We start from the raw sequence: 12,657 nt of genomic DNA, 5'->3' as shown, positions 1-12,657 counted from the left end.
CCACATCACCCCCACCCACACCGACAGCATCACCCTCCACATCACCGACACCACCGGACAACCCGTCGCCACCATCACCTCCCTCGCACTCCGAGCGGTGCCGGCAGGCGGACTGGCGCCGGCGGCAGCTGCCCGTGCCGTTCCCTACGTCGTGGAGTGGGCCGAGGCGGTTCTCCCGGACCCGGGCGCGGACGCTTCCGCGACGACGGCCGTGCTCGGCGGTACCCCCACGGACCGCGCACTCGCCGAGGCACTGGGTGCCGGGCTCCACGCCGATGCCGCCGCCCTGCTGGCAGCCGTACAGCAGGGGACTGCCGCACCGGAGTCCGTGGTGCTCCTCGTCCCCGGGGCTTCCGCCGATGGCGGGTCCTCGCTGCCCGAGCGCGTCCGGGCCGTTGTCGGCCGGGCTCTGGAGACGGTCCAGAAGTGGCTGGCCGACGAGGGACTCGCCGGCACCCGGCTGGTCGTCGCCACCCGGGGCGCGCTTGCCGCGCGGGAGGGCGAGGACGTGCGGGACCTCGCGGGCGCTGCCGTGTGGGGTCTGTTGCGTACCGCGCAGGCGGAGGAGCCGGGCCGCTTCGCCCTCCTCGATCTGGACCCGGGCGGCAGTGACGACCTGGACGCCCTGGTGCGCGCTGTGTCGGGTGCGCCCTCCGAGCCTCAGCTCGCGGTGCGTGGCCGGGCCGTCCTCGCGCCCCGGCTGATCCGCGCCGCTGACAGCCCGGCCGCGGTTCCGGCCCTCGACCCGGCCGGGACCGTACTGGTCACCGGGGCCTCCGGGACGCTCGGCGGGCTCTTCGCCCGGCACCTGGTGACCGCCTACGGGGTACGTCACCTGCTGCTGGCCAGCCGCCGGGGAGCCGACGCGCCCGGCGCGGCCGAACTGGGTTCGCAGCTGCGGGAGATGGGCGTGGAGGCCACCTTCGCGGCCTGCGACGTCGCCGACCGGGACGCGCTCGCGGCACTCCTTGACGCCGTCCCCACCGCCCACCCCCTCACCGCCGTCATCCACACCGCGGGCACCCTCGACGACGGCACGATCACCGCACTCACCCCCGAACGCCTCGACACCGTCCTGCGCCCCAAGGCCGACGCCGCCTGGCACCTGCACGAACTCACCCGCGGCACCGACCTCGCCGCCTTCGTCCTCTTCTCCTCCGTCACCGCCACTCTCGGCAATCCGGGCCAGGGCAACTACACCGCCGCCAACGGCCTGCTCGACGGCCTCGCCGCCCACCGCCACGCACTGGGGCTGCCGGCCACCTCCCTGGCCTGGGGCCTGTGGGGTCAGGCTTCCGGACTGACCGGTCACCTCAGTGACACCGACCTGTCCCGGATGACCCGCGGGGGCATCGCCGCGCTCGGTACCGAGGAAGGGTTCGCGCTGTTCGACGCGTCCCTGGCGACCGGGCGTTCCGCGACCGTTCCGGCACGCCTCGACCTGAACGCGCTGCGTGGTGAGGCGGCCGCGGGCCGGCTCCCGGCGCTGCTCCGTTCGCTGGTCCGGGTCCCCGCCCGGCGCACGGCCGCCGCCGCGGGCACCGGGCAGCCCGGGGCGTGGGCCGAGCGGATCGCCGCGCTGCCCGAGGACGGGCGGGCGGAGGCGGTGGCCTCGGTCGTACGGGCCAATGTGGCGACGGTCCTGGGGCATGGTTCGCCCGATTCGGTGAATGAGCAGCGGCCATTCAAGGACTTCGGCTTCGATTCGCTCGCCTCCGTGGAGCTGCGCAACCGGCTCGGGGCCGCGACCGGCTTGACCCTGCCGGCGACCCTCGTCTTCGACTTCCCGACGCCGCGCGCGGTCACCGGCTACCTGCTGGAGCGGGTCGTCGGCGCGAGCACCCCGGTCGCCGAACCGGTGCGGGACACGGGCACCGCGGCGGAGGACGAGCCGATCGCCGTGGTCGCGATGAGCTGCCGCTACCCGGGCGGTGTCACCTCCCCGGAGGACTTGTGGCACCTGGTCGAGCAGGGGACCGACGCGGTCGGCTCCTTCCCCGCCTCCCGGGGCTGGGACGAGGAGGAGCTGTACGACCCGGACCCGGACGCGGTCGGCCGTACGTACTCCACGCAAGGCGGATTCCTGCACGGGGCCGAGGACTTCGACGCCGAGTTCTTCGGCATCAGCCCGCGTGAGGCCCTGGCCACCGACCCGCAGCAGCGTCTGCTGCTGGAGACCGCGTGGGAGGCTTTCGAGCGGGCCGGGATCGACCCGGCCGCCGTACGCGGCAGCCGGACCGGTGTCTTCGCGGGCGTCATGTACAACGACTACGCCTCGCGGCTCAGGCCCGCGCCCCCCGGGTACGAGGGCTACCTCGGCAACGGCAGCATGGGCAGTGTCGCCTCCGGCCGCATCGCGTACACCTTCGGGTTCGAAGGCCCGGCCATCACCGTTGACACGGCCTGCTCGTCCTCGCTGGTCGCCCTGCACCTGGCCGCCGGGGCGCTGCGCTCGGGCGAGTGCACGATGGCGCTGGCCGGCGGTGTGACCCTCATGGCGACGCCCACCACGTATCTGGAGTTCAGCCGTCAGCGTGCCCTGTCGCCCGACGGCCGCTGCAAGGCATTCGCCGCCCAGTCCAACGGGACCGGCTGGGCCGAGGGCGTCGGCCTGGTGCTCCTGGAGAAGCTTTCCGACGCACAGGCCAACGGGCACCAGGTACTCGCCGTGATCCGCGGCAGTGCCGTCAACCAGGACGGCGCCAGCAACGGCCTGACCGCCCCCAACGGTCCCGCCCAGCAGCGGGTGATCCGCCAGGCGCTCGCGGACGCCGGGCTGAGCGGCGCCGACGTGGACGCCGTGGAGGCGCACGGGACCGGCACCACGCTGGGTGATCCGATCGAGGCGCAGGCGCTGCTGGCCACCTACGGGGAGGAGCACAGCCCCGAACTCCCGCTGTGGCTGGGCTCGCTCAAGTCCAACATCGGGCACGCGCAGGCCGCTTCCGGTGTCGCCGGAGTCATCAAGATGGTCATGGCACTGCGCAACGGGGTCCTGCCCCAGACCCTGCACGTGGATGCTCCGACCCCGCACGTGGACTGGTCCTCCGGGACGGTGGAGCTGCTCACCGAACAGCGGACGTGGCCCGAGCTGGACCGCCCGCGCCGTGCGGCCGTCTCCTCCTTCGGGATCTCCGGCACCAACGCGCACCTGATCCTGGAGCAGGCGCCGCAGGGCCTCCTGCCCGAGGGCTCGACGGAGGCCGAGGAGCCGGCCGGGCCCGTTCCCGTGCCGTGGGTGCTGTCCGCCCGTACCGAGGAGGCGTTGCGGGACCAGGCGTCCCGCCTGCGCGACCACGTGGCCGCAGAAGGACCGGCGGTGGCGGACGTGGCCCTCGCGCTCGCCACCACGCGCGCCCGCTTCGAGCACCGAGCGGTGGTCGCCGGCGCGGGCCGGGCAGAGCTCATGGAGGCGCTGGCCGCACTCGCCGCGGGCGCCGACACGCCCGCCGTGGTGCGGGGGACGGCAGCCGGCGTACCGAAGACCGCCGTGATGTTCACCGGCCAGGGCAGTCAGCGGCCCGGCATGGGACGCGACCTGTACGAGACCTTTCCGGTCTTCGCCGCCGCCTTCGACGCGGTCTGCGCCCACCTCGACCCCGAGCTGGGACGCCCGCTGAAGGAGATCGTCTTCTCGGTCCCGGACAGCCCTGAAGCCGACCTGCTGGACCAGACCGTTCACACCCAGGCCGCGCTGTTCGCCCTGGAGACCTCGCTGTTCAGGCTCGCCGAGCACGCGGGCCTCGCCCCGGCGCTCCTCATCGGCCACTCGGTGGGCGAGATCAGCGCCGCGCATGCCGCGGGTGTGCTGAGCCTGGCCGACGCCTGCACTCTGGTGGCCGCCCGTGGCCGGCTCATGCAGGCGGCCCCGGCGGGCGGCGCGATGATCGCGATCCGGGCCGCGGAGGCCGACGTACTACCCCACCTGGAGCGGCACGCGGGCCGGCTCAGCCTGGCGGCCGTCAACGGGCCGGACTCGGTGGTGGTCTCCGGAGACCCCGACGCGGCCGACGAGGTCGCCGAGGACTTCCGCTCGCTGGGGATCAAGACCCGCCGGCTGACCGTCTCGCACGCCTTCCACTCGCCCCACATGGACGGCGTCCTCGCCGAGTTCGAGGAGGTCACCCGCACTCTGGACCTGCGGGAGCCGGCCATCCCCGTCGTCTCCAACATCACCGGCCGGATCGCCGGACCCGGTGAGCTGACCGACCCCGGCTACTGGGCCCGGCACATCCGGGCCGCCGTCCGCTTCCACGACGGCGTACGCACCCTGCACGAGCAGGGCGTCACCAGCTATCTGGAACTCGGTCCCGACCCGGTGCTGACGGCCATGGTGCGCGGCGCCCTGGACCGCGCCGACGCGGTGCCGGCCCTGCGCGCCGGACACCCGGAAGGGCTGTCTCTCCTCACGGCACTGGGCACGCTCCACACCCGGGGCGCCGCCGTGGACTGGCCGTCGCTGCTGCCGGCCGCGCACCCGGTGGAACTGCCGACGTACGCCTTCCAGCGGACCCGCTACTGGCTGGAGGCCCCGGCCGTTGCCCAGGACGTGGCCGCGGCGGGACAGGAGGGTGCCGGCCACCCGTTGCTGAGCGCGGTCGTCTCCCTCGCCGGCGGCCGGGGGGTGGTGCTGACCGGCCGCATCGCGTCGGCCGGCCTCCCGTGGCTCGGCGATCACGTGGTCGCGGGCTCGGTCCTGCTGCCGGGCGCCGCCTTCGCGGACCTCGCGGTGTACGCCGGGGACCAAGTGGGCTGCGACACCGTTGAGGAACTGAACCTGGAGGCGCCGCTGGTGCTTCCGGAGCGCGCCGCACCGCGTCTGCAGGTCCAGGTCACCGACACCGGCGACGGCAGCGGCCGGCACACCTTCGCCGTCCACTCCGGCGTCGACGGCGGTGACTGGATCCGGCACGCCACCGGCACCCTGGCACCGTCCGCGTCCACCGCCCCGCCCGCCGCGCCCTGGGCCGAGGCATGGCCCCCGGCCGGCGCCGAGCCGGTGGACGTGGACGCGCTTGCCGACCGGCTCGTGGCTGCCGGGCTCGGTTACGGCCCCGCTTTCGAGGGACTGGTCGCGGCCTGGCGGGAAGGCGACGTCCGCTACCTGGACGTGCGGCTGCCCGAGGGAACGGGCGCCGGTGAAGGGGACTTCGGCCTGCACCCCGCCCTGCTCGACTCGGCCCTGCGCACCCTCGCGCTCGGCGGCCCCGGCCTGGGCGGCGACGGGGAAGGCGCAGGGGCCGACCGGATCCACGTCCCCTTCCTGTGGAGCGGGCTCCGGCTGCACGCCACCGGGGCGGGTGCCCTGCGCGTCCGCGTCGCCCCCACGGGTGCCGAGGGCACGTACCGGCTGGACCTCGCCGACCCGCAGGGGCGGACGGTCGCCACGGTCGACGCCCTCGCCGTACGCCCGCTCCCCGAAGGCGCCCTCACCGCCGCCCAGGGCAGCCCGGGCGCGGACGGCGGCCTCCTGCGCCCCGACTGGATTCCCCTGCCGCTGCCGCAGGACGGCCCGGCCGGCCCGGCGGGCTGGGCCCTGATCGGCCCCGTGTCCGAGGTGACCGCCGTACCCGCGGAGACCACGTGCTACGGCGGGCCGGCCGCGCTCACCGAGGCCGTCCGGTCGGGGGCTTCCGTGCCTCGTTTCGTCGTCACCGACGCCCTCGCGCAGGCCGTGGTCCCGTCCGGGGGACCGGCCTCCGCGGTCATGACCCCGCCCGAGCGGCTCCGTGAAGCCATCGGCGGACTGCTGGGGCTCCTCCAGGAGTGGTTGGCCGAGGAAGCGCTCGCCGACAGCAGCCTCGTCCTGCTCACCCGGGGCGGCGCGCCCGTCGGCGCCGGCACACCCGATCCCGTGGCCGCCGCCGTGCTGGGCCTGCTGCGCTCCGCCCAGGCGGAACACCCCGGCCGCCTCGTCGTCCTGGACCTGGACGACGATCCGGCCTCCGTGGCCGCCGTCGCCGCCGCGGCGCTCTTCGCCGTGGAGCACGGCGAGCCACAGCTCGCGCTGCGCGCGGGGGCCGTCCATGCTCCACGGCTCGTGCCGGCCGAGCCCGACGACCCGGCCCCGGCCCCGGCATTCCGGGAGGGCGGAACCGTCCTGCTCACCGGTGCCGGCGGGTTCCTGGGCGGGCTGGTCGCCCGGCACCTGGTGACCACGTACGGGGTACGGCACCTGCTGCTCGCGAGCCGCCGGGGTGCCGACGCTCCCGGCGCGGCCGAACTGGGCACGCAGCTACGGGAGCTGGGCGCCGAGGCCGTCTTCGTCGCCTGCGACGTCGCCGACCGCGACGCGCTCGCCGGGCTCCTGGGGCGGGTGGCACAGGACCATCCGCTGACCTCGGTCGTGCACACGGCCGGCGTACTGGACGACGGGATACTGACCGGGCTCACCGCCGAGCGGTTCGACACCGTGCTGCGGCCCAAGGCCGACGCCGTGTGGAACCTGCACGAGCTGACCCGCGGGACCGCCCTCGACTCCTTCGTCGTGTTCTCCTCGGTCGCCGCGCTGCTCGGCACCGCGGGGCAGGCCAATTACGCCGCTGCCAACGCCTTCCTGGACGCCTTCGCCCATCAGCGCCGCGCGGCCGGACTGCCCGCGCTGTCCCTGGCCTGGGGTCTGTGGGGCGGCGACGGCGCCGGCATGGCCGAAGAGCTCGGCGCCGCCGACCGCGCCCGGCTGGCCCGCACCGGCCTCGCCCCGATGTCCGCCGAACAGGGCCTGGCCCTGCTGGACGCGGCCCTGGCCGCCCGCGCCCAGCCGGCCCTGGCTCCGGTGCTGCTGGATTCCGTCGCGCTGCGGGCCCGGGCCGGGGCGGGCACACTCCCCGCCCCGCTGCGCGGCCTCGTCCGCACCCCGGCCCGGCGCAGCGCCGCGGCGGCCGCCGGCAGCACGGGCACCGCGGCGCCCGTGCTCGCGGACCGGCTCGCCGCACTCGGCGCCGAAGAGCGTGCCGCCGCCGTACTGGACCTGGTCCGGGGCGAGATCGCCGGGGTGCTCGGCCACGCGGACGGCCGGCGGGTCGACCCCGTACGCAGCCTTCAGGAACTCGGCTTCGACTCGCTCACCTCGGTCGAGCTGCGTGACCGTCTCACCACTGCCACCGGGCTGCGTCTGTCGGCCACGCTCGTCTTCGACCACCCGACGGCCGAGGCCCTCACCGCCGAACTGCTGGGCCGGCTCGTCCCGGAGGATTCCGGGGCCGGCGGGCTGTCCGAGGAGCTGGACCGGCTGGAGGCGGCCCTTGAGGCAGCCGAGGCCGGCACCGACGACCACGAACGGGCCGGCGGACGGCTGCGCGAGCTGCTGCGCAGGTGGCAGGCGGCTGCCGACAGCGCCGTCGAGCCGTCCGACGAGGGGCTGGCGGACATCTCCGACGCCGAACTGTTTTCCGCGCTCGACGAGGAACTCAGTCAGTGAGCCATGGGCCTGGCCCCAACGGGCCCTGTTAAGTGGGGCATTGACATTTTCGGGCCACTGTCCCAGATTTTTGGAAGCGAGCCACTTCGGTGGAGGACGAGGAGCATCCGTGAGCAAGTTGCGCGGGAACCCGTGGGCGGTCTTGATGACGCTCGGTCTCGGGTTCTTCATGACACTGCTGGACCTGACGATCGTGAACATCGCGATCCCCGACATGATGGAGAGACTCGGTTCCTCCCTCGACGAGGCCCTGTGGGTGGTCAGTGCCTACGCGCTAGTCCTCGCTGTCACCCTGATCACCTTCGGCCGCCTCGGTGACCTCCGCGGTCCTCGTACCCTGTTCGCCTCGGGCGTCGTGCTGTTCACCCTGGCCAGCATCGCCTGCGGCCTCGCCGTCGACCCCGGCATGCTCATCGCCACCCGTGCGGTGCAGGGCCTGGGCGCGGCCATGATGGTGCCCCAGACGATGGTGATGATCATCGCGGTGTTCCCGGCGGACCGGCGCGGTGCGGCCATGGGCGTCTGGGGTTCCATCGCCGGTGTGGCCACCATCTCCGGGCCGACCCTCGGCGGGCTGATCGTCAGCACCGTCGGCTGGCGCTGGATCTTCTTCATCAACGTGCCCGTCGGCATCGCCGTGCTCGTGCTGACCTTCCTGCTCGTGCCCGACATCCGCCCGGCCCGGAGCCACAAGTTCGACATCGTCGGCGTCCTCATCGTCACCGTCGCGCTGTTCTGTCTGAGCTTCGGCCTCCAGGAGGGCGAACGCTACGACTGGAACGCGGGCATCGTGGCCCTGATCGCCGGCGGAGTGGCCCTGCTCGGCGTGTTCGTGCTCTACCAGCGCCGCAAGCAGGACGACGAGCCGCTCGTGCCGTTCGCGCTCTTCAAGGACCGGAACTTCACCGTGATGACCGTGATCGTCGCGCTCATCTCGATGGCCCTGCTCGGTCTGGTGCTGCCGGTGAACATCTACCTGCAGTCCGTGCTCGGCATGTCCGCCGTGCAGGCGGGCCTGACGCTCGCCCCCTCGCCGCTGCTGTCGATGGTGACCGCCCCGTTCGCGGGCCGTATGTCCGACAAGATCGGCGGCAAGAACGTGCTGCTGTTCGGCCTCGCGGTGTACGGCACCGGCATCTCGCTGGTCCTCGCCTTCGCCGCGGTGGACAGCCACTGGTACACCTTCACGCTGCCGATGGCCGTGGTGGGCCTGGGCACCGGCTGCCTGCTCGCGCCGATGGCCACCGAGGCCATGCGCAACGTACCGCCGCGCCTGGCGGGCGCCGCCTCCGGCGTCAACAACACCATCCGTCAGATCGGCTCGGTCCTCGGCGCCTCCGTCGTCGGCGCCGTCCTGCAGAGCCGGCTCGCCACCACCCTGCACGAGGAGGCCGCCACACGCTCCTCCGCGTTGCCCGCCCAGAGCCGTGAAGGCTTCGTCGACGCCTTCTCCTCCGGCGCGAGCCCCGACGCCGACACGGTCAAGGCACTCGCCGAGGGCCTGCCGACGGCCGCCGCCCGGCAACTCGCCGCCGCGGCCGAGGCCGTCTACGACCACGGCTTCGTCACCACCATGCACAGCACCCTGATCCTGCCGCTCGGCGCCATCGTCGGCTCCGTACTGCTCTGCCTGGCGGCCAGGAACCACCGGTCGGCCCAGAAGGCCGCCGCAGCCGACCGGGTGGCCCCACCACAGCCCGAACCCTCCCGCTGATCCGCCGCTTCCGGCAGATCAGCCCCTGACGTCCGGCCCCCGCGCCATCCCCCGCCGCGGGGGCCGGATGATGTCCCGGCACAGGACGCCCGGACACGAAGAGGCGGCGCGCCCCCCCAGGGGACGCGCCGCCTCTTCGTATGTGCGGACGGACTACCAGGTGACCGGCAGCGAGGCCAGGCCACCCGTCAGGGTGTCGTCACGGAACCGCAGTTCCGCCGGGTCCACCGCCAGTTGCAGGTTCGGGAACCGGACGAACAGCGTCGAGAACAGCGCCTGGAGCTCCAGCCGGGCCAGACCCGAACCGAGGCAGAAGCGCGGACCGTGACCGAAGGCCAGGTGCTGCGTGCTGTCCCGGGTGATGTCGAAGACGTTCGGGTCGGAGAAGATGTCCGGGTCGCGGTTGGTGGCCGTGAACGCCAGCATCACCAGGTCACCCTTGGGAATGGTGGTACCGGCGACCTCGATGTCGTCGTGCGTGTAGCGGGGCAGCACGTCCTGCGTGGACGGTGCCGCCATCCGCAGGATCTCCTCGACCGCGCCCTGCACGAGCCCCTTCGGGTCCGCCTGCAGCTTCTTGCGCTCCTCGGGGTGGGTGAGCAGCAGCAGCGTCCCGAGGTCCAGCCGGGTCACCGTGGTCTCGTGCCCGGCGAACAGCAGACCGGCGGCCATCCGCGCGATCTCGTCGTCCGCCAGGCCCTCCTTCTCCTGTACGGCGACGAGGTCCGAGAACACGTCCTCGCCCGGGGTCCTGCGCTTCACCTCGATCAGGCTGCGCATGTAGCCGTGCAGCTCACCCCAGGACGCCTTGGCCTTCTCCACGTCCTTGAGGCTGGTGGCACCCGCCGACATCCGGCGGAACTCCTCGCGGTCCCCGCCGGGTACGCCAAGGAGCTGGCAGATGACCAGCACGGGCAGCGGGAAGGACAGCGCCTCGTGGAAGTCCCCGGAGTTCGGGCCCTTCTCCAGGTCGTCCAGCAGCTGGTCGATCAGCTGCTGGACGCCGCCCTGGAGCTTCTGCACCCGGCGCGCCGAGAAGGCAGGGGCCAGCAGCCGGCGCAGCTTCGTACGGGCGGGCACCTCCTCCTCCGGCTTGCCCAGCGGGCCGGTCAGCACGGCGGCGTTGGCCACGCGGGAGGCCGTCTCCGGGGCGTGGTGGGAGCGGCCGAGGCGGGAGTCGTTGAGGAGCTGCTTGACCTCGCCGTAGCGGGTGACGAGCCAGGCCTCGTCGCCGGCCGAGGTGGTCACGCGGACCACCGGCGACTCGGTGCGTAGCGAGCGGAACTTCGGCGCGATGCCGTTGACATCGTCGGGGTCACGGTCGAAGGGAAGACGCGGCAGGTCCTGGATTTGGGTCACGATCGTGCTCCTCGGTGGTGTGGCGTTACGCCCGTCGTCGCCGAAGGCTAGGAGCAGCTTCTAAAGCAGCCTTAAACCGCCGGGGGGCCGCATCAGCGCGATGCCCGCTCCAGCGCGGGAGCCAACAGGTCCAGGGTCCGGGCGAAGAGGTCGTCCAGGTCCGGTTCCCCGTCCTGGTCCACCCAGAAGCGCAGGGTCTCGGCCACCGCGCCCCCGATCGCCGCCGCCAGCACCCGCGTCCGGTACCCCTCCGGCGCGTCGGGATCCGCCCCGCTCCGGGCCGCCAGCAACCCGGCCAGCTCCCGCAGCCCCTCCTGGGTCCGCTGGGCGTTGAGGGCCCGCAGCTCCGGTACCCGGTTGATCATGCGCAACCGGGCCAGCAGCTCCGCGCGGCCCTCGTCGAAGGCCCCGCTCTCGCGTACACCGGCCAGCATGACCCGCAGCCCGGCCAGCAGGGAACCGCCCTCGGGCAGACCTCCGTCCGCGAAGTGGAGGGGGTGTGAGCCGGGGGACGCCGCCGCATCCGGCCCCCGGTCATGGACCCCGGACAGGATCACGTCCTCCTTGGAGGAGTAGTAGCGGTAGAAGGTCGTCGTGGACACCTCCGCCGCCGCGGCGATCTCCTCGACCGTCGTCTCCTGGTACCCGCGCTCTTCGAACAGGCGCAGCGTCTCCCGCTGGATCGCCTGCCTGACCTTGAGTTTCTTCATCTCCCGCAGCCCCACGCCCACATCATGCTGCAAGCGCCACGAAAGAGCCGCACAAGGGCCGCCTGGGAAGGTGCCCCGTACCCTCACAGGCTCTTCTGAAAGCGGGCGCACAGGATGAAAGTGGACAACGTGTACCTGGCCGGGATCGGCAGCTGGATACCTGACCGGGTCAGCGTCGACGAGGCCATCGAAAAGGGCTGGTACGACGAGACCCTGCGGGCGTCCAGCGGCATGGTCTCGGTCGCGGTCGCCGGGGACGTGCCCGCCCCCGACATGGCGATCGCCGCGGCCGAGGAGGCCCTCAAACGCTCCGGGCACGAGCCGGAGGAGATCGCGGCGCTCATCCACACGCCCGTCTTCCACCAGGGCCCCGACATCTGGTCGGCCCCCCACTACATCCTGCACCGCACGGTGAACCGGCCCGTGCCGGCCCTGGAACTGCGCCAGGGCTGCCTCGGCATGATCACCTCGCTGCGGTTCGCCGCCACCATGCTGACCGCCGACCCGGCCGCCGGCGCCGTTCTGATCACCGCCGGCGACAACTTCTCCACGCCGGGCCTGGACCGCTGGCGGGTCAGCTCGAACTACGTACTCGGTGACGCGGGCTCCGCCGTCGTGCTCTCCCGGCGGGAAGGCTTCGCCAAGCTGCTGTCCGTCGCCTCCATCTCCATCCCGGAGGCCGAGATTCTGCACCGCGGCGGCGACCCGCTCTTCCCGCCGAGCGTCACCCTGGGCCGCCCGCTCGACCTGGAGGCCCGCACCGACCACATCCGCGCCCAGTGGATCCAGGGCGTGGCCCCGCCGGTCTTCCACCTCGGTGACATCGTCGTCGAGGCCGTCACGGCCGCCCTCACCGACGCCGGCCGCACCCTCGACGACATCACGCGCGTCGCGCACAGCGCCGTCGCCTTCGACCAGATCCGGAACGGCTTCCTCGAGCCGCTGGGCATCGAGGAGTCACGCGGGACCTGGGAGTTCAACCGCCGCGTCGGCCACTCCGGCGGCACCGACCAGATCGTCGGCCTCGACCACCTGCTGGCCTCCGGCGAACTGCGCCCCGGTGACCACGTCCTGCTGCTCGCGGCCGCCGTCGGCATGGAAGTGGGCTGCGCCGTTCTGGAGATCGTCGACATCCCGTAGTCCCGGACAGGACCAGAGAGAAGAAAGGGCCCATCATGAGCCGGACCACCACCGCACCCAGCGCCGACGAGATCCGCCAGGCCGTCGCCGAACTCGTCGGCTTCCACGCCAGGGACATCGCCGACGACGCCAACCTCGTCGCCCTCGGCCTCAAATCACTGCACATCATGCAGCTCGTCAACGTCTGGCGGCGCGCCGGCCTGACCGTCTCCTTCAAGGAGCTCGCGGACGATCCCACCGTGGCCGCGTGGGCGGGCAAGTTCTCCTGACGTGAGGGGTGCATGGTGAAGGGCCGGGGCAGACTGCCCCGGCCC

Annotated in this window: 6 protein-coding genes; 4 read left to right on the top strand and 2 right to left on the bottom strand. The window is 73.2% G+C overall.

The window, feature by feature from the left end:
• Positions 1-97: 97 nt before the first annotated feature.
• Positions 98-7,420 (top strand): type I polyketide synthase, encoded by a 7,323-nt coding sequence (locus ABZ565_RS34765; protein ID WP_361036177.1) that lies wholly within the window; start codon positions 98-100, stop codon positions 7,418-7,420.
• 109 nt (positions 7,421-7,529) lie between these two features.
• Positions 7,530-9,134: a DHA2 family efflux MFS transporter permease subunit gene (locus ABZ565_RS34760; protein ID WP_361036174.1), complete on the top strand. Its 1,605-nt coding sequence runs from the start codon at positions 7,530-7,532 to the stop codon at positions 9,132-9,134.
• Between the two features lie 153 nt (positions 9,135-9,287).
• Here ABZ565_RS34760 and ABZ565_RS34755 read toward each other — a convergent pair whose 3' ends face one another.
• Positions 9,288-10,493: a cytochrome P450 gene (locus tag ABZ565_RS34755; RefSeq protein ID WP_361036171.1), complete on the bottom strand. Its 1,206-nt coding sequence runs from the start codon at positions 10,491-10,493 to the stop codon at positions 9,288-9,290.
• A gap of 92 nt (positions 10,494-10,585) precedes the next feature.
• Complete coding sequence (locus tag ABZ565_RS34750; RefSeq protein ID WP_361036168.1) at positions 10,586-11,218, bottom strand: TetR family transcriptional regulator; 633 nt, start codon at positions 11,216-11,218, stop codon at positions 10,586-10,588.
• 105 nt (positions 11,219-11,323) lie between these two features.
• On the opposite strand from ABZ565_RS34750, the gene ABZ565_RS34745 reads away from it, so the two are divergent.
• Both ABZ565_RS34745 and ABZ565_RS34740 read left to right on the top strand, forming a co-directional pair.
• A complete protein-coding gene (locus ABZ565_RS34745; RefSeq protein ID WP_361036165.1) occupies positions 11,324-12,343 on the top strand; it encodes a ketoacyl-ACP synthase III family protein in 1,020 nt (339 codons plus the stop codon).
• 35 nt (positions 12,344-12,378) lie between these two features.
• Entirely contained in the window at positions 12,379-12,612 is a 234-nt protein-coding gene (locus tag ABZ565_RS34740) for a phosphopantetheine-binding protein (protein ID WP_361036162.1), read from the top strand.
• The last annotated feature ends 45 nt before the right edge of the window (positions 12,613-12,657 follow it).

The organism is Streptomyces sp. NPDC016469 (genome assembly GCF_040632905.1).
Classification (GTDB): domain Bacteria; phylum Actinomycetota; class Actinomycetes; order Streptomycetales; family Streptomycetaceae; genus Streptomyces.
This window is presented reverse-complemented; position numbering and strand designations above follow the sequence as displayed.